The organism is Desulfomonilia bacterium (assembly GCA_036567785.1).
Lineage (GTDB): Bacteria > Desulfobacterota > Desulfomonilia > UBA1062 > UBA1062 > DATCTV01.
In genome coordinates this window covers 65,345-89,248 of the sequence record DATCTV010000027.1, presented here as the reverse complement: position 1 = coordinate 89,248, position 23,904 = coordinate 65,345, and the positions used below count along the sequence as shown (strand labels likewise).

The 23,904-nt window shown below is 44.4% G+C and carries 22 protein-coding genes; 11 read left to right on the top strand and 11 right to left on the bottom strand.

Annotated elements, in window-relative coordinates:
- Positions 1 to 16: 16 nt before the first annotated feature.
- Positions 17 to 1,078: a peptidoglycan DD-metalloendopeptidase family protein gene (locus VIS94_05850; protein HEY9160589.1), complete on the bottom strand. Its 1,062-nt coding sequence runs from the start codon at positions 1,076 to 1,078 to the stop codon at positions 17 to 19.
- Positions 1,075 to 1,917: a permease-like cell division protein FtsX gene (locus VIS94_05845; GenBank protein ID HEY9160588.1), complete on the bottom strand. Its 843-nt coding sequence runs from the start codon at positions 1,915 to 1,917 to the stop codon at positions 1,075 to 1,077. The genes VIS94_05850 and VIS94_05845 overlap by 4 nt, the downstream gene beginning before the upstream one ends.
- A 257-nt stretch (positions 1,918 to 2,174) precedes the next feature.
- Between VIS94_05845 and VIS94_05840 the strand changes: the two genes are divergently transcribed.
- Genes VIS94_05840 through VIS94_05825 form a run of 4 tightly spaced genes read left to right on the top strand, consistent with a single transcriptional unit; the run spans position 2,175 to position 4,675 of the window.
- Positions 2,175 to 3,029 carry a MinD/ParA family protein gene (locus VIS94_05840; GenBank protein HEY9160587.1) on the top strand — a complete coding sequence of 285 codons (855 nt, stop codon included), beginning with the start codon at positions 2,175 to 2,177 and terminating at the stop codon, positions 3,027 to 3,029.
- Entirely contained in the window at positions 3,030 to 3,803 is a 774-nt protein-coding gene (locus VIS94_05835; protein ID HEY9160586.1) for a FliA/WhiG family RNA polymerase sigma factor, read from the top strand.
- A gap of 30 nt (positions 3,804 to 3,833) precedes the next feature.
- Positions 3,834 to 4,220, top strand: coding sequence for a response regulator (locus VIS94_05830; protein HEY9160585.1), 387 nt, complete (start codon positions 3,834 to 3,836; stop codon positions 4,218 to 4,220).
- The gene (locus VIS94_05825) at positions 4,217 to 4,675 is read left to right on the top strand and encodes a hypothetical protein (GenBank protein ID HEY9160584.1); all 459 of its coding nucleotides are present in this window, start codon (positions 4,217 to 4,219) and stop codon (positions 4,673 to 4,675) included. The genes VIS94_05830 and VIS94_05825 overlap by 4 nt, the downstream gene beginning before the upstream one ends.
- Before the next feature lie 7 nt (positions 4,676 to 4,682).
- On the opposite strand, the gene hemW is transcribed toward VIS94_05825, so the two are convergent.
- Positions 4,683 to 5,744, bottom strand: coding sequence for a radical SAM family heme chaperone HemW (hemW, locus tag VIS94_05820; protein HEY9160583.1), 1,062 nt, complete (start codon positions 5,742 to 5,744; stop codon positions 4,683 to 4,685).
- 87 nt (positions 5,745 to 5,831) lie between these two features.
- Complete coding sequence (gene ald / locus VIS94_05815) at positions 5,832 to 6,944, bottom strand: alanine dehydrogenase (GenBank protein HEY9160582.1); 1,113 nt, start codon at positions 6,942 to 6,944, stop codon at positions 5,832 to 5,834.
- A gap of 278 nt (positions 6,945 to 7,222) precedes the next feature.
- Between ald and VIS94_05810 the strand changes: the two genes are divergently transcribed.
- Genes VIS94_05810 through VIS94_05790 form a run of 5 tightly spaced genes read left to right on the top strand, consistent with a single transcriptional unit; the run spans position 7,223 to position 11,464 of the window.
- Positions 7,223 to 7,849: an MBL fold metallo-hydrolase gene (locus VIS94_05810; protein ID HEY9160581.1), complete on the top strand. Its 627-nt coding sequence runs from the start codon at positions 7,223 to 7,225 to the stop codon at positions 7,847 to 7,849.
- A gap of 9 nt (positions 7,850 to 7,858) precedes the next feature.
- Positions 7,859 to 8,302: a hypothetical protein gene (locus VIS94_05805; GenBank protein ID HEY9160580.1), complete on the top strand. Its 444-nt coding sequence runs from the start codon at positions 7,859 to 7,861 to the stop codon at positions 8,300 to 8,302.
- The gene (gene coaBC / locus VIS94_05800) at positions 8,275 to 9,489 is read left to right on the top strand and encodes a bifunctional phosphopantothenoylcysteine decarboxylase/phosphopantothenate--cysteine ligase CoaBC (protein ID HEY9160579.1); all 1,215 of its coding nucleotides are present in this window, start codon (positions 8,275 to 8,277) and stop codon (positions 9,487 to 9,489) included. The genes VIS94_05805 and coaBC overlap by 28 nt, the downstream gene beginning before the upstream one ends.
- Positions 9,486 to 10,172: a uracil-DNA glycosylase gene (locus VIS94_05795; GenBank protein ID HEY9160578.1), complete on the top strand. Its 687-nt coding sequence runs from the start codon at positions 9,486 to 9,488 to the stop codon at positions 10,170 to 10,172. Before coaBC ends, VIS94_05795 begins: the two co-directional genes overlap by 4 nt.
- Positions 10,112 to 11,464 (top strand): nodulation protein NfeD, encoded by a 1,353-nt coding sequence (locus VIS94_05790; protein HEY9160577.1) that lies wholly within the window; start codon positions 10,112 to 10,114, stop codon positions 11,462 to 11,464. Before VIS94_05795 ends, VIS94_05790 begins: the two co-directional genes overlap by 61 nt.
- 97 nt (positions 11,465 to 11,561) lie before the next feature.
- Here VIS94_05790 and VIS94_05785 read toward each other — a convergent pair whose 3' ends face one another.
- From VIS94_05785 to selD, 7 genes are all read right to left on the bottom strand, one after another.
- Complete coding sequence (locus tag VIS94_05785; GenBank protein ID HEY9160576.1) at positions 11,562 to 13,235, bottom strand: hypothetical protein; 1,674 nt, start codon at positions 13,233 to 13,235, stop codon at positions 11,562 to 11,564.
- 70 nt (positions 13,236 to 13,305) lie between these two features.
- Positions 13,306 to 14,160: a glycerophosphodiester phosphodiesterase family protein gene (locus VIS94_05780; GenBank protein HEY9160575.1), complete on the bottom strand. Its 855-nt coding sequence runs from the start codon at positions 14,158 to 14,160 to the stop codon at positions 13,306 to 13,308.
- A 114-nt stretch (positions 14,161 to 14,274) separates the two neighbouring features.
- A complete protein-coding gene (locus tag VIS94_05775) occupies positions 14,275 to 15,510 on the bottom strand; it encodes a malic enzyme-like NAD(P)-binding protein (protein ID HEY9160574.1) in 1,236 nt (411 codons plus the stop codon).
- A gap of 194 nt (positions 15,511 to 15,704) precedes the next feature.
- On the bottom strand, positions 15,705 to 17,225 hold the full coding sequence (locus tag VIS94_05770; protein ID HEY9160573.1) for a metallophosphoesterase: 1,521 nt from the start codon (positions 17,223 to 17,225) through the stop codon (positions 15,705 to 15,707).
- A 93-nt stretch (positions 17,226 to 17,318) separates the two neighbouring features.
- Positions 17,319 to 18,539 (bottom strand): M28 family peptidase, encoded by a 1,221-nt coding sequence (locus tag VIS94_05765; protein ID HEY9160572.1) that lies wholly within the window; start codon positions 18,537 to 18,539, stop codon positions 17,319 to 17,321.
- A 196-nt stretch (positions 18,540 to 18,735) separates the two neighbouring features.
- On the bottom strand, positions 18,736 to 19,986 hold the full coding sequence (locus tag VIS94_05760; GenBank protein HEY9160571.1) for a carcinine hydrolase/isopenicillin-N N-acyltransferase family protein: 1,251 nt from the start codon (positions 19,984 to 19,986) through the stop codon (positions 18,736 to 18,738).
- 20 nt (positions 19,987 to 20,006) lie between these two features.
- Positions 20,007 to 21,053, bottom strand: a complete 1,047-nt coding sequence (gene selD, locus VIS94_05755) for a selenide, water dikinase SelD (protein HEY9160570.1) — start codon at positions 21,051 to 21,053, stop codon at positions 20,007 to 20,009.
- A gap of 102 nt (positions 21,054 to 21,155) precedes the next feature.
- Between selD and VIS94_05750 the strand changes: the two genes are divergently transcribed.
- A complete protein-coding gene (locus tag VIS94_05750) occupies positions 21,156 to 22,076 on the top strand; it encodes a selenium metabolism-associated LysR family transcriptional regulator (GenBank protein HEY9160569.1) in 921 nt (306 codons plus the stop codon).
- A gap of 281 nt (positions 22,077 to 22,357) precedes the next feature.
- On the top strand, positions 22,358 to 23,776 hold the full coding sequence (locus tag VIS94_05745; GenBank protein ID HEY9160568.1) for a phosphatidylserine/phosphatidylglycerophosphate/cardiolipin synthase family protein: 1,419 nt from the start codon (positions 22,358 to 22,360) through the stop codon (positions 23,774 to 23,776).
- Positions 23,777 to 23,904 lie beyond the last annotated feature (128 nt).

Sequence of the window (23,904 nt, the reverse complement as noted above, 5' to 3'; positions counted from 1 at the left end):
TTTAGTAAAATAACAACTATCTTCCTTGAAGCCAGTCAAGAGGATCGAGGGCATTGCCTTTATACCTGATCTCAAAATGAAGATTGGCCCCGGGAGGAGTGACATCCTCACCGGTAAAGGCAATATATTCATTTTCTGCAACATCCTGGCCGGCTGACTTGACTACTTTCTGAAGAAAACCGTAAACCGAATGGAACCCGTTCCCATGATCGATAATCAGCGTATTCCCAAATACATCAAGCCAGCCTGAATAAACCACTTTGCCCTTATAAATGCATTTTACCCTTTCGCCGGGCTGTGCTTTGATGTCAATACCCTGGGATATCTGCAGTATCCCTGTTTCCTTATGCCTGCCAAACCCCTGAACGACCTTCCCCTTTACCGGCCACGGAAGCTTCCCCTTCAGTTTAGCCAGACCGGTTCCCGGAATAATCAATTCCGATTTTTTTCTTTGAGTCAGCTGACGCATCAGCCTTTCAATCTCACTTTTGTATGTTCTGGATTCTTTTTTCAGTGAGGCTATCAGATCGTTTTTTTTCTTCTTCTCGACGCCAAGCTCGGAAACCTTTTTATCGAGCTTTTTCATATCGCTTTTTAATGCAGCCTCTTCTTTTTCGAGAGAGCTTTTCGCCTCCTCCTTGAGCTCTTTCATATGCCTGTATCTATCCGCCTCCTGGATATTTGCATATATTGAAACCGCAGCATAAGGGGCAAGATTGCTGCGGCCGGAAGGGCTATTCAGGGAATCAACAGACTGCGCCTTGTAAAGATCGATGAGCTTGTCTCTCATTATTTCCTGATTTTTTCTGAGTTCACTGTCATAGAGGATAATCAGGTTCGATGTCTCAATAATTTTTATTCTTCTCTCCCCGATAACCTTTTTCAGGTTTGAGATTTCTTTCTCCATTGAACTGAGTTTCAAATTAATGGAACTGAGATTTTTTTCTTCGGCGGCCCTTTTTGTATCTGCGACCTTTGCCTTTTCATCAAGATTCTTGATCTTCGATTCCAGACTTGCCGGATGGAGGGCGCAAGGGAATACAAGAATAAATACGAATAAGCTCAGGCAGATTCTCACTCCCGCACCTTTAAGGAAAAGACCGTCCCGGCCATACCGAACAAAGCGGAAAAACCGATTCCGATCAATACTTCTCTGATGTTTTGAACTGCCACAAGATATCTTATCTCCGGTACTAAAATAACCGCCTGTCCCGCTGCGATATCAGCAAGATATCTGCCTGCCGCCGCGGATATCAATATATATGATATCCCTTCCAGAATAATCGCCAGGTTTACCGTAAGCCGGCTCTGTTTATAAGGCAGCAGCAAATCCTTCTTTGCAAGTCTCAACTTGATCGAACAGAAAACAAGCAGACCGAGACAAATTGCATATACACCGAATATATATTTCGACAGCTCTGAAAAGCTCTTCAGAAAATATGCCGACTTTGCTGCAAGTTCAATGTTATACCTTGTATTTTCTATACCGGGCAATTTCACAATATTTTCTGCGATATTATCAATCAGCGGCAAATAGGAATCCTTTAGGACAACGGCGAATGCTTCCGGCAGAGCGTTCGCATCAAGCCCCGATACGATGTCGCTATCGTTTCCCAGCCATTCTTTCATCTTTTTGAGCCCATCTTTTCTGGAAATATACACGGTTTTATCAACACCATGGATCCCGTTTAATCCGGCGTTAAATCTCTGGATATCCTGCTGGGACATACCGCTTTTCAGAAAAACCATTATTGTTCTCACCGATTCAGGCAGAATATTATGACTTGCCAGTGCATCCGATACGCTCGATAGAATAACAAGCTGAGCCGTTGCCAAAGAACACACCGCCAGAACCAGAATAAGTCCCAGAGGCTTGCTGATAATATATTTTCCATAAAGCTTCAGCATCTGTTTCATACATTTCTCACCGTACATGGTACGTCACATTTAACAAAGGCATAATAAAGGTATTCATTATTTACTGCACCCTTGATATTTAATTTCTTCAGATATGTTAGAGAGTTCATAAATTCCTCCCTTTTAAAATCTTATAAAATCCTTTAAAAAATAAATACCCAAATCTTAATTGCATGTACAGTCAATATGACCGACAATCTTGAGATTGACTTATTGGGTTAACCACATATTAATAACAGCTAAGGGGACTTGATAAAATGATACCCAGGCCTGAAACATTAATGCAGAAGAAAAAGAATAATTCCCCGCAGGTGATATCAATCACATCAGGCAAGGGTGGGGTCGGAAAGACAAGCATCGTGGCCAACATGGCGATACTTCTTTCATCCATGGGCAGAAAAGTGCTTGTGTTTGATGCGGATCTCGGATTGGCAAATATCGACGTTATGCTTGGATTATCTTCAAAATATAATATCAATCACCTGCTCCATGGTGATTGCGATATCAATGATATCATGATTGAAGGCCCGTCAGGGATCAGGATTATACCTGCCTCCTCCGGCATTCAGGAGCTTTCTGTACTGTCTTATGAGCAGCAGCTTGCAATAGTGAACGCCCTTGACAATTTCAATGACGATTTCGATTACATGCTCATTGATACAGGTGCCGGAATATCCGGAAATGTTACTTACTTCAATTCGGCGGCACAGAGAATCATCGTTGTCGTAACACCTGAACCGACATCCTTGACAGATGCATATGCCCTTATCAAGGTCATGAGAACCAGATACAATATTAAAAGATTCGAAATAATCGTTAACAACGTGCTCTCGGCATATGAGGGCAAGGAGGTAATAAGAAAATTAATTTTTGCATGTGATAAGTTTTTTGGGGATATTGCGCTTGACATGCTTGGGAGTATTCCGCATGATTCAAATATACCGGAAAGCATAAGAGAACAGAGGGCTTTTATTGAAATTAATCCGGGCAGTGAGGCTAGTAAAAGGTTGGGTGCAATTGTAAAAAGAATTGAGAGTATTAATGCACCACAAGAAAGCGGCACATTACAGTTTTTCTTCAAGAGACATATTGAAAGCAGTGAAAAAGGATGAATGATGCTGGATATTGCGTTTCCTGACTTGACAGACAATGAACGCACGGATCCGAAGATACGCGCGAAAGTAATTAATGAATTCGCACCACTTATCAAATATATTGCAAGCAGGATTGCGATGAGGCTTCCGCCTCATATCGATATTCACGACCTGATAAATGCAGGTGTCATCGGCCTTATAGACGCAATGGAAAAATTCGATGCGACAAAGAATATCAAATTCAAGACATACGCAGAATTCAGGATAAGAGGAGCAATGCTCGACGAATTGCGCTCCATGGACTGGGTCCCCCGTTCAGTGAGACAAAAGGCCAGGAAGATTGAGGATGCATATTCAAGGCTTGAGTCATCGCTAGGCAGGCCTGCGAATGACGAAGAAATAGCTACAGAGCTTGAAGTTGACATGGAAAGCTTTTACCGCCTTCTCTCCGAGACCGCTTCGGTATCTCTTTTAAGCCTTGATGACCTTGGAGAGGACAATCAGGACTCTTCCAAAAGAAATCTGCTCGAATTTATCATGCAGGACGAAAAGGACTGGCCCACTCACAAGATGGGGCTCAATGAGGCCAGAGATATGGTTGCACGCGCTATTCAGTCATTGCCTGAAAAAGAACGCATGGTCATCTCACTGTACTACTATGATGAACTCACAATGAAAGAGATCGGATACGTGCTCAAGTTTACCGAATCAAGGGTCTCTCAGATACATACAAAATCCATACTCAGACTTCGTTCCAAAATGCAGAAAATACTCAAAGAAGTGAGAGAATAGGTTTGAGACAAGGCGTTACAGGACCTTACAATGGACAGCAATATTAATATAATTCTGATTGAAGACTTTCCATTCATGAGAAGGATTATCAGGGATTGTCTTTTAGAGCTTGGATTTGTAAATATACTTGAAGCGGATGACGGTTCTACAGGTCTTGATATCATAAACAGGGGCAAGACGGAATTGATAATATCGGATTATGATCTTCCGGACATGTCCGGCATAGAGCTTCTCAAGGTTATACAAAGCAGTGACGGGCTTAAAGACATACCGTTTCTTATGGTCGTGAAAGAAACACAGGCCGATGAGATGACAGGCCTTCTTGATCCTGAATCGCAGGATTTCATAATAAAACCGTTTACCGCCGATATGCTCGGCAGGAAGATTGAAATGCTTCTTGGTGAATCCCCAAAATGACCGGGACCGACAGCGGGAATAATAAATCTGACAACCTTAAATGGTTAAAACCTTTAATAGTTCTGCTCGTCCTTTTTGTAACTGCACTGATGTCATATTATATTATCGATTCTCTGAAAAAGGAAAAAGCCGGGAAGAACTTCACCATAAAAAGCGTTACCGTTCTCCCGGCACAAAATAACGGAACAATCGCTCTTGAACCTTTCATAGTCGTATGCAGAAACAAAAACACGGAAGAATCAAAAATATTGATCGCCGATATCAGTCTGAGTTTCCCCCCCGAAAAGAAGCCTGATGTACTGGCGAGGATGTTCGAAATAAGGTCCGCTATTCTTGAAAATCTTCAGAATAAAGGTTTATCGTTCAGGCCTGATCAGATGGAGATTCTTCTAAATGATTCACTCAAATCATACAACATACGGAAGGTAACCATCAGCAGGTATGATCTGAAATAGTTCGGACCTAAAGCATTGAAAATATCTCGTCTGAAAGTAGCATCCCTTTGGGGGTAAGAACCGCATTGCCATCTCTTATCTCAAAGAGGCCGGGCGGAATATTCTTTGGCATTAATTCTTCCGGTATACCGTAAACAGTCCTGAGCAGAAGAAACTTTTTCTCGAAATCCATGGTATTATCATCAAGTATGTCTTCGGATACGACAGGCCTCTTTTTGTCAAGCACAAGAGACATATATCTTTCAGGTTCACTTTCATTGGTACTGCGAATGCCGTCCAGGCGGGAGACCGCAGCCGCACCGAGTCCGATATAGGGACTGTACCTCCAGTATGCAAGGTTATGTCTGCATTCACATCCGGTTCTGGCAAAGTTGGAGATTTCATACTGGTTAAATCCGCAGCCAGACAGTTTTTCCAATACAGTGTAGAAAAAACGCTCAATTTGATCCTCAGAAAGAGGTCCAACAGTCTGGGCCCATCTGGTATCGGGGCTGAACATATATGCAGAGACATGCTCCGGATCAAGCTCTGTGATTCGCTCCAAATCAAACTTGAGTTCTGACAGGTTCTGGGTCGGTATGGAGTACATCATGTCAATATTTATATTATCAAAGCCCGCTGCCCGTAATGATCCGAAAGCATCAATGGCTTTATCCGAATCATGAACCCTGCCAAGAAACCCAAGCAGCCTGTTTGAAAAACTTTGAATACCCAAACTTACCCGGTTTACACCAGCAGTTTTAAGCTGAAGTGCATGATCTCTTGAAATCGTCTCTGGATTCGCTTCAATCGATACCTCGGAATCGGCTTCAATCTGCCACAAACTGTTTAACCCATCGATAACTTTGCCGATTGACAGTGCACTAAAAAGCGTCGGTGTACCTCCACCGAAATATATAGTGGATATACTGTCGTCAGCAGAAAGGATGTTTGCATACATCTCAGCTTCTGCAAGAACTGCCTCAACATATCTTTCCTGTGGCGGATTTGAATTTTCGATCGATGAAAATCCGCAATATCTGCATTTGCTGATACAGTAGGGAATATGTATGTAAATATGCAGCCCCATTTATCCTCCTTTAGAAACAAGAAACCCGGAGTCCGTCTCCGGCTGAGATGAACCCCGGATCCATTAAAGCGCTTTTCTCAAAAATATCTACAGCAAATCAGGGGTGATCTTTTTGTAATCGATATTCAGGCTTTCAGCCACTTTAGGATGTGTCAGATTGCCATCAAATGTATTAATCCCCTTGAGTATTGCCGGATCTTTAGAAGCTTCCTTTATACCGAGACTTGCTATTTTCAATCCGTAAGGAAGGGTTGCCTGCGAAAGCCCCCAGGTCGAAGTGACCGGTACGGCGCCAGGCATATTCGCCACACAGTACATGACGACTCCGTCAACATAAAATATCGGGTCATCGTGATACGTAGCCTTTGTATATGCACAGCAACCACCCTGATCAACAGCAACATCAACGATGACTGCGCCCTTTTTCATATTTTTGACATGCTCTTCGGTAATCAGTTTGGGGGCCGACGCGCCCGGAATGAGAACAGCTCCGATTACAAGGTCGGCATCCTCGATACAGCGCTCTATGTTGTCCGGAGTCGAATATATGGTGTCGATCGAGACTCCGTAAAAATCATCATATTTCTGGAGAATGCTTTTCTGCACGTCCATCAATGTAACCCTTGCACCCATTCCGATGGCAATCTTGGTAGCATTGGCACCGACAACACCGCCTCCGATTATGACCACATTTCCCCTTGGGACGCCCGGAATGCCGCCAAGCAGGATACCTCTTCCTCCGAATGTTTTCTCAAGATATTTCGCACCTTCCTGCACCGCCAGTCTGCCGGCTACTTCGCTCATAGGCTCAAGCAGGGGAAGATGCCCGTTTTCAAGCTGGATGGTTTCAAATGCGATACCGGTAACCCCTTTTTCCATAAGAGCCACAGCCTGTTCCTTGTCAGCCGCCAGATGAAGATACGTGAAAAGGAGCTGGCCTTTCTTAAAAAGCTTATACTCCTCCTTAAGAGGCTCCTTGACTTTATAAATCATGTCGGCCACTTCGAATACCTCTTCATGAGAACCAATCATGACAGCCCCTGCCTTTGCATACATCTCATCCGTTATCTGCGCCCCAACACCGGCGCCTTTCTCTACGTACACATCATGGCCTGCGGCTTTGAATGCACGCACGCCGTCAGGGGTCATGGAAACCCTGTTTTCAAATCTCTTTATCTCTTTAGGTACGCCAACTTTCATAAAATCCTCCTTTTATATCTATTAGGTGAGCAGTTACTCACCATTGAATACCTGTAATATACATTAATGTCAACAATAATTTGCTTTTAATGTTATTATATTTACATTAATTAATGTTTTAAGCATTGTTAATAATTTATTTATTACTTTTCCGGCATTATTTACCTGTGTTGTTTTTGATGTAATGTTTGTTGACCTGCATCTTGGTGGTGTATTATGCTCGTCATTAACAAGATATTTAATTCAAAGACATTCATCACCACAGGAGGAATCATTTAATGCAATTTAAAAATATAACAGTAACCGATTTCATGACTAACTGTTTTATAATATGGGATGAAGAAACCAAAGAAGGTCTTGTACTCGACCCGGGCGGTGATGCGGGCAGGATACTCAGAGAAATTAAGAACGAAGGCATTAAAATTGTTGGCATTGTAATCACACATGCCCATATTGATCATATAGGTGCCCTGGGGGCAATAAAGGAGGCAACCGGCGCGGAAATCATGATGCACTCCTCTGAACTTCCAGTTTTGAAATTCTCTTCAAAGATGGGAAGCATGTTCGGTGTAAGGATTGAACAGCCGCCTGAGCCGGACCGCCTGCTTTCGGAAGGAGACGCAATCAATTTCGGAAAATACTCGCTTAAGGTACTTGATACGCCGGGACATTCGCCGGGTGGAATTTCTTTAATCGCATCCGACGGCATAACATGTTTTTCCGGTGATACCCTTTTTGCCCAGTCGATAGGAAGAACAGACCTCCCGGGCGGTGATTACGAAACACTTATAAGCTCGATTAAAACCAAAATCCTTCCACTCGGAGATACTGTGCAGGTATATCCCGGACATGGCCCGGCGACAACAGTCGCCACAGAAAAAAGATTCAATCCTTTTCTTCACTAAGGAGGCTCAATGAAACCTGGACATATTCTGATTGCAGCAACCCTCTTGATTTTCTCAGTTTCCGGATGCAGCAGCCTAAAACTCCACGATGTCAAACCGAGAGAACTGCCGCAACAGTCACCAGTACAGGCACCCGCCCCGAAAGGGCCATCATACATGGACTTTGCGGATGTACTTATCCCTGCCGAACTGGGAAAGGATTCATCGGGGAGCTATATAGTCAACGGATTCGGCCAGCTTGTCGTAAGAGGCAGAGTGGATGGGGAGTCAGTCGAAAAGTTTTTCAGTTCGACAATGCCTTCGGCGGGATGGTCCAGACTTGATGAATATTCCTTCCAGGGCAATATAAAAATGTATTTTTCAAAGCCTGACAAGATCGCATCAATCCTCATTTCAGAGAATCCCATGGACACCAGGGTTGAGATATGGGTTGTACAGACGAAAAAGAATTGACCGGGAAAACGGTTATCTATGGAATAACAGGAGGCATTGCAGCCTACAAGGCCCCTTTTGTTGTAAGAGGGCTTTCCCTGCTGGGAGCTGATGTAATCTGCATAATGACTGATTCCGCCCATGAATTCGTCACTCCCCTTACGCTTCAAACCCTTTCAAAACACCCGGTATATTCAAAGATGTTTCCCGTTGATCATCAGCAGAAATATGAGATCGAACACATTGCACTTGCAGACAGGGCCGACCTTTTTATCATCGCGCCGGCAACTGCAAATTTCATTGCGAAAATGGCGGGCGGCATTGCCGATGACCTGCTGTCAAGCACTGTTCTCGCTACAAAGGCCCCTGCCCTTGTATGCCCCGCAATGAACGTAAACATGCTGGAAAACAAGGCTACGCAGGACAACCTGAATATTCTCACCAAGAGGGGGATAAATATCCTTGAACCGGATGAAGGGCTGCTGGCATGCGGATGGGATGCCAAAGGAAGAATGCCCGACCCCGAAAGGATCATCCTCGAAGCCAGAAAGATGCTGACCAGACATGATCTTCAGGGCATTCGCATACTTCTCACATGCGGGCCGACGTGCGAGGATATCGACCCTGTAAGGTTTATTACTAACCGCTCAACAGGAAAAATGGGTGCTGCAATAGCCGAAGCAGCCGGCCTGAGGGGAGCGGATGTCACAGTTATTTCCGGGCCGGTTAATCTCAGTTATGCCCCCTGGGCGAATGTAATACAGGTCAGGTCTGCAGACGACATGCTGGCTGCCGTAAAAGACCACATCGAAAACGCCGATGTTCTCATAATGGCAGCAGCTGTTGCCGACTTCAAGCCAAAGTTTATAAGCAGTTCAAAAATAAAAAAAGGCGCATCAGCCATGACCAGTCTGGAAATGGCTCCCACATCGGATATACTTCATACTATAGGCCCTATGAAAAAGGGCAGGTTCTTTGTGGGATTCGCCGCAGAAACAGATGACCTCATTGAGAACGCGTCGGAAAAGATGAAACGAAAATCGCTGGATATGATTGTCGCCAACAGGGTCGGCATTGAGGGAAGCGGATTCGCTTCAGATACGAACACAGGAACAATCCTTTTGCAGGATGGCGATTTCAAGTTTGAAGGCATGCAGAAAACACGACTTTCAGACAAGATATTGGACCTTGTAAGGGAAAGACTGTGAGAGAATCTCTAACTCAGATACTAAGGGACGAACAGAACTGGACAGGTGATTTTGTAATCATGCCTGAACCGGCAACACTTGCCGAAAAGCCTCTCGAAGCTAAGGATGCAGCAGTAGACACCCTTGAAAACGTCAGAGAATCAATGCAGGAATGCACACTGTGCAGGCTCTCTGCAACAAGAAAAAACATCGTTTTCGGTGAAGGAAATCATGATGCCAGGATAATGTTCATAGGCGAAGGACCAGGGGCGGTCGAAGACGACACGGGGAGGCCTTTTGTCGGACCTGCAGGTCAGCTTCTGACAGACATCATAGTGAAAGGCATGGGACTCAGACGCGAAGACGTTTACATAGCCAACATAGTAAAATGCAGGCCCCCGGGAAACCGCAATCCGCTGCCTGATGAAGTTGAAAATTGCATCGGCTATCTGAAAAGACAGATCTCCCTGATCAAGCCTGAAGTGATTATCACACTCGGAGCGGTTTCGACTCACAATCTACTGGGAATTACTACCCCGATCAGCAGGTTGAGGGGTAATTTTACAAACTACATGGGTATAACCGTCATGCCGACATTTCATCCAAGTTACCTGCTTCAGAATCCATCCAAAAAGAGGGAGACATGGGAAGACATAAAAAAAGTTATGGAAATGCTTGGCCTGAATCAGCCGTCACGTTCTTAACAATTGTTTTTATTCTTTTATCAGCCGGAAAAATTCTGGCTGGTGATATAATAGTGATCGATGTCAAGGATGCCATCTCGCCTCCGGTCGGTTCATACATCACAGAAAACATCGACAGGGCTGTCAGGGAAAAAGCTGAGGCCATTATAATCAGGCTGGATACACCAGGAGGTCTCGATACTTCTATGCGGGACATAATACAGAAAGAAATGAACGCACCCGTCCCTGTTGTTGTCTATGTATATCCCAAGGGTGCCCGTGCAGCATCTGCAGGAGCTCTCATCTGCCTGGCTGCAGATATTGCAGCCATGGCACCCGGAACGAACATAGGAGCAGCCCATCCTGTCGGAATAGGACCCGGGGGCGGCGGAATTGAAAAGGGAGACAAGGACAAGAAAACTGAAACAGATACAATGACGGAAAAAGTGACAAATGACGCATCCGCCTATGCAAGGAGCATCGCCAAAGAACGAGGAAGAAACGAAAAATGGGCCGAGGATGCAGTAAGAAAGAGTGTTTCCATTCCGGCAACAGAAGCTGTTGAAAAGCATGTCGTTGATCTGATTGCAGACAGCCTTGATGACCTGCTAACAAAAATCGACGGCAAAACAATAAAAAAAGCGGGTATGACTTTTACACTGAAGACAAAAGGCGCCCCTGTGACGGAGCGCCCCATGAACTTCCGTTCAAGGCTGCTGTCCACCCTTGCAAATCCAAACATCGCCTACATCCTTATGCTGATCGGCCTTGCCGGAATATATTTCGAACTATCCAGCCCGGGCGCAATACTCCCCGGAATCCTGGGAGGCATATGCATCATCCTGGCGTTTTTTGCCTTTTCCGCCCTGCCGGTTAATTATGCAGGCGTTGCACTGATAATACTTTCCGGAATACTGTTCTTCGCCGAGCTGAAGGTTCAAAGCATGGGGTTGCTGACAGTGGGCGGCTTCATATCACTGATTCTGGGTTCGATCATTCTCTTCAGGACACCTGAAATGTCTGCGCAGGTATCCTGGGGTGTAATCCTGCCTATAGCTGTTTTCTTTGCAGTCTCTTTCTCGGCGCTTGTATGGCTTGTTCTGAAGACTCACAGGAAGAACCCTGTAACAGGCATTGCAGCAATGACAGGAGAAAAGGCGCAGGTATATGAATGGCATGATGACGGCACTGGCAAGGTATTTACCCATGGTGAATACTGGAATGCAAAAGGCCCGGCTGGTTTAAAGCCGGGTGAAACCGTGATCATAGAATCTGTACGAGATATGGAACTCACTGTTAAAACCAGAGAATGACCCTTATATAAAAATCAAGAAGTGAAGCTCTTCCGGCATGACAACGTAGCCTGACGTTGTTATGCCGGATTCAAACCGAACCGGACTTGTTACCAAATCATTTGACGAACCTGCCGAACCAGTAGGCAAACCTGAAATCAACACCCGGCAGAAGACAGCTTCCGTTGCCGCCGCCGTTCGGTATATAAGGATTCGACCTCCAATGGTAATTGCTGGGTGGCCTTACGCTTTGAGGGATCGGCTTGTCTGTAATGAGGTCACCATTTCTTCCGACATTACCCAGAACTTTAACATGAGTTCCGTCATTCAGTGTACATTCGCAGCTTGCAATTTCTGCATCGTCACAGTTGGTAACAGCCTCATCCCAGTAAGGCGGCTCCTTGAACTGATAAAGCGTATTTATCCCCCTGTTGACTGCATCAAAATCCGGAGCCTGCTTCATCTTGTTGAATGCAGAGGCGCCTGAGTAGTTGGCGGCATAAACAAAGTCATAAAGGCTGTATGAATATTCCTTGGGTTTTGTATGTGAAATGCCCGTATTGTAAAGATGCTGTATGGTTGCATACCTCACCTTTTCCCTTACCTTCTCATCGCTTATATACCGGCCAGCAAGAAGCGCCCCCTGAAACGCCATATTTGTAGCGCTGTAATTGGTTATTGTGTTGAGATTGTACCCAAGGACATTTGAGACAACGATATTATCAAGATGCCTCTTGGCAATCAGTTCATCATACAGATAGTCGTCAAGTTCCGGATCCTCGGAACAATAATCGAGCGCTGCAATAATGCCCAGTGCCATCATTGAGTAAAAGCCGTCCTTTACAGGAAGCCAGGCGAGATAGATCCTGTCCCAGTTGTTTTCATTGATGTAGCCGTGGTATGTCGTGCGGCCGTCGGCATCAAAAATCTCAAGATCAAAGGCCTTTCCGTTGCTGCCAGGCCCGCCCGTACGCTTAACCATGAGGGAATGACCGAGCTCTTTTGCGTACATTTGAAGTCTGTCCTTTGTTTCTTTCGGGATCGAATCATCTTCCCTGACCGCTTCCCATACGGCGGCAAAGGCAGTTGCCCAGCCAATGTACTGGTCACGGCTGCATGAATCAGTCCAAACATAATTTGAAAACTTTCCATCAACGGAGTTGTCAGCCCTTAAGGTGCCGTTGTTCTTTACCGCAGGAAGAGGATTGCCTTCCGGATCAAAGAGGGGGGTCGTTACCGCTGTTTTATAAGAAGTCGGAATATCAGTCCTGCAGAAGCCTCTGGCGATTACACCTTGAACACCCGTTATTTCGACTGCAACGAAGAGGCCATCTATATCCCTTTTCAGAAACTCTCTTGCCCTGTCCACGTCCGCTTTCGGATAGCCCGAATCTCTTAGCACCGCATACCTGTACGCATCAGCGGCAATGCCTACTCCTGCATAAAGACCTGCCGTCATCTGGTAATCAGGAATAATATCAAATACATCCTTTCCGGAATATGCAGGAAAATCCCAGCTGTCGGTATTCCTGAGAAAATCGCTTATTAGCTGCCTGTCCGAAATATTTGCAACAGGTACAACGACATCATTGTTTATTCCGTTCCCTGAGCAATTGAAAATCAGATGCTGTCTGTCGTATCTGTCCGCTTTTTTTTCAAGCACAGCATCATAGCCTTTTTCAAGAGGACCGGGGATCAGCGATGTGCCTTCATAATCCGGTTTCGGACAACCGCACAGGATGATAACCATTGCCAGAGATATGACTATCTGCAACCTCTTTATATTCCCCATAACAACCTCCATTTAAAAATACTCATTAATAGCCCGTTATTCTAATGAATGACATCAGGCGGTTAATTTATCAAAGTCCTCTCAGATACGGAATAAGTATATCGATCCTGTCGCTCTGTATCGAATCCACCCCCCTGTTCAGCATGAGTTTGAACCCGAATTTCCCCATGATATCAAATTCACCCAGTGCATCCATATGTATCTTTATTCCTTTTGAATGGATAAAATCCGCCACATCAGGTTTTATATCTTCATACAGCATTTCAAACATGACAATAGGGCTTAAGGCATCAATGAATTCCTGTGCCTCATCTTTTGTGTGGACAGCAGCCAGAAGAGATACGAAGGCATTCTGAGAACGTGCCGCACAGCCTTCTGCAACACTGTAGATAAGCAGATAGCAAGAATCTATCATGTCTTCCTGTTGAATCTCTTCAACAAGCCTTGCAATATCCGTCGTTTTGATATCGACATAGATCATGGTCTTGCCTTTCAGGAATGAAAGCGCCTCCCTGAAAGTCTGTATATGCTGATTAGGAACATCCTTGTTATAGGATATCACCTTAAGCTCTTTTATCTCGGCGAGAGTCATGTCCTCAACACGCCCGCTGCCGTTGGTCGTTCTGTCGACGGTGTCGTCGTGCATTATTACAAGTTCTCCGTCCTTTGTGCTCTGCACATCGACTTCAATGCTGTCTGCACCCATCTTCCATGCAAACTCATACGCCGCAAGCGTATTCTCAGGAGCATAGGGAATGAAGCTTGTATTGCCGCGATGTGCCACAGTAAGCGTTTGAGTGCAATCAGGATTTCCGAGGCAGGTTCCTATATTGAAATTTTCGGTCGGAGTATATACCGGCGGCACACAAGCAAAGGCAAAAAAACATAACAACAAAAGAAATGATTTTAAAAACCCGTTCTTCATCTCAAGACCCCTCAATATGTATTTGTGAATTTTCCACCAAACTCTCATGCCAAGCCAAACGGCATGAAACAAGTCGTCCACTGCAATGCAAATCTTAATTCTTATACACTTGATTTATCTCTCATTCAACTCCGCAAGCATCCTGATTGTCTTTAACCTGACCATTTCCGGCGTTATGTCAATCCTCCGCGCAACGCCTGTCCTTATTGCGGCTCCGGCCGCAGCCGATGCGACTGCAGGGGCAATCCTCATGTCAAAGGCCTCAGGAATTACATATTCTTCGCTCAGACCGTCAGACTGTGCAACCGCTGCAATAGCCTCAGCCGCTGCCAGTTTCATGTCTTCGTTAATATCGCTTGCCCTGACATCGAGCGCCCCCCGGAATATACCCGGAAAAGCGAGCACATTGTTTATCTGGTTTGGAAAATCGGAACGGCCCGTGCCTATCACTCGTGCACCACCTCTCTTAGCATCTTCGGGCATTATTTCCGGTACCGGATTTGCCATTGCAAAGATAACCGCATCTTTGTTCATGGTCTTAACCATATCAGCAGTTACCAGTCCTGCCGCAGAAAGGCCTATCAATACGTCTGCTCCCTTTATGACATCCGCCAGACGGCCCTTTTCCCTGGCAGGATTTGTTATGGCGGCGAGTCTTGATTTTACAGGATCGGTGGTCTCGCCATGGCAGAGCGCGCCCTTACGGTCGCATGCGATTATATTTCTTGTCCCGTATCTCATAAGGAGTTTCGTTACAGACGTACCGGAGGCACCTGCCCCGCTTATCACAACTTTTATATCCGGAAATTTCTTGCCTACTATTTTCAGCGCATTGATTATACCGGCAAGAGCTACAATGGCTGTTCCATGCTGATCGTCATGAAACACCGGGATACTGCATATCTCTTTGAGTTTCTCTTCGATCTCAAAGCATTCGGGTGCTTTAATATCCTCAAGATTTATGCCGCCGAATGAAGGCTCTATCAATTTTACGGTTTCTATTATTTTCGCCGGATCCTTAGTGTCTATGCAGACCGGAAATGCATCAACCCCGGCAAACGACTTGAAAAGAACGGCCTTGCCTTCCATTACCGGAAGCCCGGCACCCGCTCCTATGTCTCCAAGCCCCAGGACCGCGGTTCCATTAGTAACTACCGCCACCCAGTTGCCCTTGGATGTGTAATCGTAAATCGTATCATTATCCTTTTGTATCTCCAGGCATGGTTCGGCGACACCGGGCGTATAGGCAAGCGTCATATCATCTCTTGTTTTAACCGGCACCTTGCAGTGAAGCGCAATTTTCCCTTCGTTATCCTTGTGAAATTTCAAAGCCCTCTGTTTGAGATCCATGGTTTTCTCCTTAACGGTAAAATCCTGTTGGACGTATCGTAACAAGCACTTGCTTGTAAAGAGACAAATGTCCAAAATTCAAAACCGATAAATTATTAAGATGAAAGACGACTCAAATTCTGTTTCAGGTTCTGTCAATAATATGGAAAACTGAAGGACGTACGTCAGCACGTCCTTCAGCAGTTACTGTAATGTCAAATAACAGCAGTCGATATGAAACACGCGCCGCTGGAACCGCTGTCCGAATCCGATGAAGCACCTGCCGAGGCCGTTGCATCTTCAGATGTATTTGTTTCAGCTTCCGGTTGTACATAGTTGGCCATGATATTCGCTGCCACGGCCACAGGTATTTTAAAATAGAGGTCGACATCCCTGTCTTCTTTATCACCGGCATTTCCCATGCCGCCTTCATCAAATATTGACAGAAGGATCGTATCTGTCCCGTCAGGATATCTGGGATCAATATTTATATCCGTAAGAACAGGATCATGTCCCATCATCCTGCAGGAAATAACGCCTGTTCCGTCGCCCTTGTCCAGAACCGTTATTTCTCTCCATTCCTGGGGGTATCCATGAGAACCGCTCGTTGTGATGTCCCAATATCCGTTAGTTCCTTCGGTTTGCGCAATAATGTTATTATCATGTTTATGTCCATTGACATAGGCGATTACATTTTCATACTTCAGCAGCGCCGCCTCCATTCTATCTCCAGAGATATAGTTCTTGGCCTGCTTTTCACTCACTTCCTTATAACTGCGTGTCGGATGATGCGAAAAGATTATGCACAGTTTATCCGAATTCTTCTCTATCTCACTTATAGCCCAGTTATACTGTGCGACATCAAGAAGTCCTCCTGAAACAGTCTCAAGCGGCATTCCTGTCTGCGTGTTATAAAAGTAAGCAGTATTAAGAACGATACAGTGAATAAAAGGGGTCGGATCAAACGCATAGTAGCCCTTGGTCTTCATACCGGTAAAACCATGACCTTTGGGGTCTGTTGTATCCGCCTTCGATGAAGCGGCATATATGCCTGCCACATCCTTGAAAACACATATATCCTTGGGATCGACTTCATATGCGAGCAGTTTTACAAGAAGTCCGATAAATCCATCGCTGTTGAATGCTCCCATATACTCCACATCATGGTTGCCGATTGCAGCATACCATGGAATCATGAGGCCCTCAGGATTTGGCTTTATCGTCTTCAGAGCCAGATCACTGTTCGGATGATCCTTGAAATCTTCAGGAACCTTTCCGTCCAGGATATCTACAAACCACTCAAGTTCATCCTTAATGCCCGAATCAGAATGGTCACCTGTTGATATAAGAAAATCCAGTCCGTTTCTTATGTGTTCATCGTTGATGGATTCAACAATGGATTCCCACACAAGCGCAGAATAAATAGCGTCTTCATAATGATTGGAGCTGTGGAACAGTTCAATGACTTTCTGAAGTTCGAAGAGCTTTACCGGATCCTTCTGGATAAGAATTGCAAGTTCATCAGCCCTTAAAGGGTTCCCTTCATCTACAAGATGGACATCCGTCGTATGGGCGAAACTTCCAAGTCTTGCATTAAAACCCGTATGCGTTTTATCTGAAGAGTTTACTGTGGAATCTCCGGAAAGATGTCTTTCGATAACCGCTGCGCTTGATGTTGACGATAAAAATACTGCAACAGTAATCGATAAAAAAAGTACCGTTCCCTTTATCCTCATATAAAAGACCTCCCCCAAAAATATAATATTAGAAATAACATAACATATCTTAACCGAAAATTAACTGGAAATTAACAGAGGATCAGATTTGTTTCAGGATACCTCCTTGTCCTTTTTCAATACATATTCTTTTATGATGTTTAAGGCCTGTTCAACAACTTCAGGCTGAATATGATCCGTCGTGTCCTTGCTTGTATGATAGACCATATCACCCTCAAGCTTTGCCGGGTTGAGTTCCATGGCGATGAGGTTAGTGGCTTCTATCCCTTTCTGTCCGAAGGCGGCCGCATCCGTGCTGCCACCACCCCATGGCATCCTTGAAACTTTTGCCTTATAACCGAGAGATGTTGCAATCTCCACACATTCTTTAGCCATTTCCCTGGACAGGTCAACCGTCAGGTTGAGATCGTTATCGAAAAATAAAAGCTTGTCGGCGTCATAAAGGGTATCCATATTAAAGACATAGGTTTTTGTCTTTTTAAGTGCTTCAAGATTTTCCTTAACATAAGCCATGGCGCCCCTAAGACCCGATTCCTCGCCGTCAACCGACAGACATATTATTCTCGTATGCTTTAACGGGTTTTTGCCTTTTTTCTTAAGGTCTGCAAACATCTTGGTGGCTTCATTGGCCACCGCGACTGCAATCATGTTGTCACCTGCTCCGGGAGCGACTTTATCCGTAGTAAACCACCAGAGCGGGGAGACACCAGCTACACCTAAAGTGAGGACCTTTTTCATCCATGCCGGGTTTCTACGGGTTACACTCATGTAAAAAGCAAAAACTATCGCTATGAAAAAGAAAACAATCGGAACGATGACGAACAAAGGATAAAATCTCGGGCTTAATTCAAGATAATGGAAGACATAGGCCGAATCATGATGGCCGCTCAGGATTATCTGCTGCCTTACCTCACCCTCCGGCTCAAGTGTCCCGTAAACATTATAGCCGGTTGCTTTCGGGAAAAGCGGATCAAATATTTTTTTATAGAACATGAACTGTGAAACGAAAACGCTCAGGACACTACCGAGTATTGCCAATGCCACACGTGGTTTCTTGAGATATATGGCTGACACTGCAGCCGCATACATACCTACCACCGGCCTGAAGTATTTCAAAAAAGACCTGGGATTCAGACTGAACGGGACCCTTTTGACGGTTCCGGGATCGCAGTTCTTCTTGAATTCCTCTTCAATACGAATTCCAGCATTATCACAACCGGGTGTTCCTACGAGTCTTTGAGGATATTTTGAAACAATCTCCTCTGTAAATGCCAGGGCATTTTTTATGTTTTCCTTGGTTACTTTGACTGACATGGCTGGCTCCTTTTTCGTGTGTGTTTTTAACATCAGATAAATCAATTTCGGTTTTTTTCATTACACTAAAAGTGAAATAAAGACCATAATATTTCTAAAAACTACAACAACTACAGAAGGAGCCAGCGGAAAACATCATTCACTGTTTCCCTGTAATATTTTATTCAACAAATCACCCGAAAAAAATAATTTTTTATTATGCAAGATAAGGAATCCTGTTTCTATTTGCGATCTTTCGCCAGTAAGCAGTAAGGCCTTTTCGTGACCCGCCGGATAGTTTTATATATCCGGCCTCCATCTCCTCGGAAGCGGAAAAGGCTTCATGGGATAATTTTATAAGTTCAGGTTCATCAGTATCCCATGTATAGAACGGGACGTTAGCGTATCGGGCTTCAATCTCCCTGACATCTTTCTTTATCTGAGGCAGGTATTTCCTGCCGGCAAAGAAAGCATTAAGATAAAAACTCTCATGCCTCCACCAGAAAGAAGAGTCGTCATATCCGTCGCCCCCTTTTGTTATATCAGCCGGAAGATGTCCGGGGAGAACAGGCTTGAAAGGAGTGATGCAGGGAGAAGAACCCGCTGTTACAAAAATCTTGAACATTCCATTACTGCCTAGCATTACAACCATTGAACCTGTAGTATGAGATCGTCTGATCAATGGGCCATTGGCGTGCATGCAGACATCCGAGTTGAAAACAAGACCCTCATTGTGGGCTCTCAGAAAATCAAACGCCTTTGAAACCGTTATACTCCCCCTTCCTGTTTTTATACTTTGCTGATTACATTTTCTCCTGCTCAGTCCTCCGGCAAAATATGTGAACAAGCTGTCGCTATAGGACATAACATTCGTTCCCGACGCCAGGGACGACTCATCCCAATCATCCCCGATTGTAATGGCATTGGAGATGGCTGCAAAACCATTATGGGATTTAAGGGCATAATCTCTGCCAATTGTTTCAAGAACCAAAAGGTCATCCCTGTCCATTAAAAGAAATGAATTCATATACGAAAAGCTTTTGTCCCTGTACCCGCAAGGCCCCGACTGACCGTATTCCCTTAGCAGTTTAACAATCACATCCGCAGCCTCTTTTGCCGTCTCTCCACGTTCAAGTGCAAGCCTAAGCAGGTCCATTCCGATAAGGCCTGCTTTTTTTTCAGGTTTCACCTTTGTAAACAGCGCTTCGTTGCCGATAACCACTCCCTTTTCATTGACTCCCATTTCGGCACCCCAAATCCAGAAGGGCTTGCTCAAAAGCACGGCATTGGTTCTCTTTGCCTGTGGAATCTTGATATATGTACAGTCAAGGTATTCGTCAGAATTATCGATGCATGCGGGATATGAAACTATCAACTGTGTTTCGTCCGGTTCACGGTCTGAATTTTTTCCGAATATGCTTCCGTCCGTTCCTGACCATGACATTTTTATTCCGAATGTATCGCACATAAATCCTCCATTTCCCTTACTTACATGATAATTATTTTATTTGTCTTACAATCAATTACCTCTCCGATTATCGTTGCACTGTCAATTCCGGCCTCCTTTGATTCCATAACAAGCGCCTCGGCTTCTGAAAAAGGCAATGCTATAAGCAATCCGCCGGAAGTCTGAGGATCAAATAGGCACATAAGCCTGTCATCATCGATTCCCTGATTTTCGATTATTGCAATTCTGAAATCTCTATTCCGGTAGGCGCCTGCAGGTATAAAACCCATTGATGCAAGCTCGAGAGCTTCCGAGATAAAGGGGATCTTTTCCGCGTGAAAGACTATTCCTGTTCCCGCCCCCTCGATCATTTCAACTGCATGTCCGATAAGCCCGAATCCTGTTACGTCAGTACATGCATGAACATTATACTTTTTCATTATCTCCGCAGGCTTTCTATTTAGCTCGGACATCAGTTTTACTACCCGGTCTATTGTTTCTGAACCTGCAACAGAAGCCTTTATTGCAGTTGCAATTATCCCTGTTCCTATCTGCTTGGTAAGGACAAGCGCATCGCCGGGTCTTGCACCGGCATTTCTTAAAACCTTATCGGGATGGACAAAACCAGTTACGGAAAGGCCGTATTTTATCTCGGCATCTTCAACACTGTGGCCTCCGACGAGAAGCACCCCCGCTTCCCTCATCTTGTCGGAACCCCCTTTAAGGACTTCTTCAAGCACCGAGACGTCCATTGTCCCAACCGGGAAGCATATAATATTCATTGCCAGCTTCGGCTCGCCTCCCATCGCATAGACATCCGAGAGAGAGTTCGCAACCGCAATCTGGCCGAAAGAATAAGGGTCATCGACAACCGGTGTAAAAAAATCAAGCGTCTGGATAAGGGCAAGGCTGTCAGACACCCGATAAACGCCAGCGTCATCAGGTCTGTCCATGCCGATAATCAGGTTTTCGTCAATGCTGACTGGCAACGATTTAACAACGCGGTCCAGAACCTCCGGACCTATCTTGCATGCTCAACCCGCACCTTTTACAGTTGTCGTCAGTCTGATCTTTTCTGACTGCATCATCACCCTCCTCACAAAACAGGATAACTGAAGATTTGCAAATGTAAAGACTTCTCTGAGCTTGAACCTTGCAAAAGGATTATTATTGGGATACACCCCAGAAACATGAACTTCAGCCAATTTCAGCACATTACGATGCAGCAGCTAGAAGTGCTTGTAAATCTGATAGATGAAAACAGTTTTTCTCGTGCAGGCGAAAGGATGGGCCTCACCCAGCCCTCCATCAGCAAACATATCAAGAACCTGGAAGTATTCATAGATGCGCCGATTATCGACAGGAAACAGAACTGCATTACTCTAACAGCAGAAGGCAAGGTCCTTTATGACTATGCAAGAAAAATACTGAAGTTGAGGGACGAGGCCAGATTCAAGATCGAAAGTTCAAGCGATAAAGGCCAGAATCATATATTCATAGGGGCAAGTTCCATCCCTGCAACCTATATCCTTCCAAACCTTATCGGCAAATACACGAAAAACAATCCTGCATGCGTAATACATATACATTCCGGCGACAGCAGGGATGTAATAGAAATGATACATGACGGGCGTGTTGAGATAGGCTTTATCGGCAAGCCCGTAAACGACAGGAAGATATCGGCGGAACCCGTATGGAATGATTCGCTTATGCTTGTGGTAGGAAAAGATCATCCCTTCGCAGGATATGATTCATTATCGGCAAGCGAGCTTGATAAAATTTCTTTTATCGGAAGAGAGGAAGGCTCAGGCACACGCTCAATAATCGAGAAAGTCTTAAATACAGCCGCTACTGGAATAAAACTTAATGTCATCTGTGAAATGGGTTCATCCGAAGCCGTAAAGGAGGCGGTCATGGCGGGCCTTGGAGCAGCTGTAATATCTGTTCACGCAGTAAAGAGAGAGATTGCTTCAGGTGCAATCAAGGCCATTCCCATCAAAGGACTGAACATCGTCCGCACTTTTTTCATGATTTACAGAAAGGATTTCAGACCTCTCAGCAGACACCGGGAATTTATGGAGTTTGTGCATAATATACATTCCTTAGGATAATGAATATTACCGGACTCAAATATTATCAGACGATTATTTGCTTTTTCTGCATCTTTTTTGTCTGCATTCCGGTAAATGCTGAAAACAAGAATATGATATCCCTAAAAACATATCCTGAAAAAATTTATGCCGGCATTCATAAGAAAGTCTGTATTGATGCATATGCCGATAAAAACAAACCTTTCCCGGTATCCGTCAAACCCGGAAGATCACCCTTTAGCCTTAATTTCAAATCATTTTCTTATAAGGACTCATCAAACTTGAGAAGGGCCTGTGCATGCATGGAAATACCATCAAATATAAGCCCGAATGTTTACGTCGTTCCGTTCGAAATAATTCTGGAAAACCAGAGGAAAATACATGACGCAGCAACCATAAGAATAATCGGAAAAAAAAAGGATACATCCCCGAATATCCTGACTGACAAAAACAGAAAAATTCTTGAACAATATTATACCTCGCCGGTAACATCAGGAAATCGTGTTGAAGTCCTTTATGACGGCCCCGATTCCTTTATGAAGTTCAAGGAAGTTCTTGAGTCCGCACAGCATTCTATTCACCTGCAGACATTCCTGCTTGAGAATAAAGGAAAAAGTGCCGAGCTTTACAATATTCTCAAGGATAAGGCCAGAAACGGAGTTGATGTAAAGATCCTATTAACAAGATATTCCCAGCTTGGTAAATCACCCGCCGTCTACCTCGATCTTAAAATGAACGGAATTGATGTCATAATGATCGGTGATATAAGCCTTCCACGGGAAAAAGTCATAGATTTCAATCCATGGCACAAGCTTATGCAGGATCAGTTTTTGATGCTGAGAAAACTGCCTGCAGAAATGCCCTTTATGAAATCAATCATGAAAGATACTGCAAAAGAAATGGTCATTGAATATGCCCTGCATGAAAAAATGATTGTCGTCGATGGAAAAAAGGCCATTACCGGAGGAAGAAATATTTCCGACAACTATTTTTTCTGGTGGAAAGACATTGACCTTTATCTTGAAGGACCTGCCGTCAGTGCGATTGATGAAGAATTCAGGTCGAACTGGGAAGAGTTCGGAGGCGGCATGTTAAATGAATATCCATCTTCAATACCGGCCGTCATTGAAAATGGTTTTCCTGTAGGCATTGCCGATTCAAAACCATGGAAAGGCAACTTTACCACAGTTGATATGCTGTGCAGCGCAATCGGCATGGCAAAAGAAAGCATATTCATAACCACTCAATATATGGCCCTGCCGGAAAAGATTTCCATTGCACTCAAACAGGCAGCCCTTAGGGGTATCGACGTGCGCATACTTACCAATTCCTATGAGACCGGCCAGGAGGTGGCGTTCTCTCTCTGTCATTATATTTCACTTAATTATTACAGGGATCTGCTTTCATCAGGCATCAGAATATATGAATACCAGTCCCCCAAAGATGCAAAACAAAAACCATATTTACATGCAAAAATGTTCGTTATTGACGGCTTATGGGCAAGTATAGGGTCATTCAATCTCTCAATCAGAAGCGCATTTATTGAAAGTGAAATTCAGATCAATATACCTGATGCCTCTTTTGCTGAAGCAAGAAAGGACTATTTCATTCAGTTGCTTGCGGCAAACTCACGTGAAATAAGCTTTGACGATTTTGCTGAAGAAGAAGAAAAGTTCGGTCCCCTTATGAATGCAGCCAAACTCGTTGAGCTGCTATACTGAAATCAACATTCCCGTTTGTAGACTCCGGATGAAAATCTTTATCCATTTCCATAGAAATTATTTTCACACTGTTTGTTTTATTCCTTTTTAATATATTTCTCAAAGCCTTTTTTAACTAATTATTTCAA

Excerpts from the sequence above, each read along its gene's own strand:
- VIS94_05845 (HEY9160588.1), bottom strand. The coding sequence starts at position 1,917 with ATGAAACAGATGCTGAAGCTTTATGGAAAATATATTATCAGCAAGCCT.
- VIS94_05840 (HEY9160587.1), top strand. The coding sequence starts at position 2,175 with ATGATACCCAGGCCTGAAACATTAATGCAGAAGAAAAAGAATAATTCC.
- VIS94_05835 (HEY9160586.1), top strand. The coding sequence starts at position 3,030 with ATGATGCTGGATATTGCGTTTCCTGACTTGACAGACAATGAACGCACG.
- VIS94_05830 (HEY9160585.1), top strand. The coding sequence starts at position 3,834 with ATGGACAGCAATATTAATATAATTCTGATTGAAGACTTTCCATTCATG.
- VIS94_05825 (HEY9160584.1), top strand. The coding sequence starts at position 4,217 with ATGACCGGGACCGACAGCGGGAATAATAAATCTGACAACCTTAAATGG.
- hemW (HEY9160583.1), bottom strand. The coding sequence starts at position 5,744 with ATGGGGCTGCATATTTACATACATATTCCCTACTGTATCAGCAAATGC.
- ald (HEY9160582.1), bottom strand. The coding sequence starts at position 6,944 with ATGAAAGTTGGCGTACCTAAAGAGATAAAGAGATTTGAAAACAGGGTT.
- VIS94_05810 (HEY9160581.1), top strand. The coding sequence starts at position 7,223 with ATGCAATTTAAAAATATAACAGTAACCGATTTCATGACTAACTGTTTT.
- VIS94_05805 (HEY9160580.1), top strand. The coding sequence starts at position 7,859 with ATGAAACCTGGACATATTCTGATTGCAGCAACCCTCTTGATTTTCTCA.
- coaBC (HEY9160579.1), top strand. The coding sequence starts at position 8,275 with ATGGGTTGTACAGACGAAAAAGAATTGACCGGGAAAACGGTTATCTAT.
- VIS94_05790 (HEY9160577.1), top strand. The coding sequence starts at position 10,112 with ATGGGAAGACATAAAAAAAGTTATGGAAATGCTTGGCCTGAATCAGCC.
- VIS94_05785 (HEY9160576.1), bottom strand. The coding sequence starts at position 13,235 with ATGGGGAATATAAAGAGGTTGCAGATAGTCATATCTCTGGCAATGGTT.
- VIS94_05780 (HEY9160575.1), bottom strand. The coding sequence starts at position 14,160 with ATGAAGAACGGGTTTTTAAAATCATTTCTTTTGTTGTTATGTTTTTTT.
- VIS94_05775 (HEY9160574.1), bottom strand. The coding sequence starts at position 15,510 with ATGGATCTCAAACAGAGGGCTTTGAAATTTCACAAGGATAACGAAGGG.
- VIS94_05770 (HEY9160573.1), bottom strand. The coding sequence starts at position 17,225 with ATGAGGATAAAGGGAACGGTACTTTTTTTATCGATTACTGTTGCAGTA.
- VIS94_05765 (HEY9160572.1), bottom strand. The coding sequence starts at position 18,539 with ATGTCAGTCAAAGTAACCAAGGAAAACATAAAAAATGCCCTGGCATTT.
- VIS94_05760 (HEY9160571.1), bottom strand. The coding sequence starts at position 19,986 with ATGTGCGATACATTCGGAATAAAAATGTCATGGTCAGGAACGGACGGA.
- VIS94_05750 (HEY9160569.1), top strand. The coding sequence starts at position 21,156 with ATGAACTTCAGCCAATTTCAGCACATTACGATGCAGCAGCTAGAAGTG.
- VIS94_05745 (HEY9160568.1), top strand. The coding sequence starts at position 22,358 with ATGGAAATACCATCAAATATAAGCCCGAATGTTTACGTCGTTCCGTTC.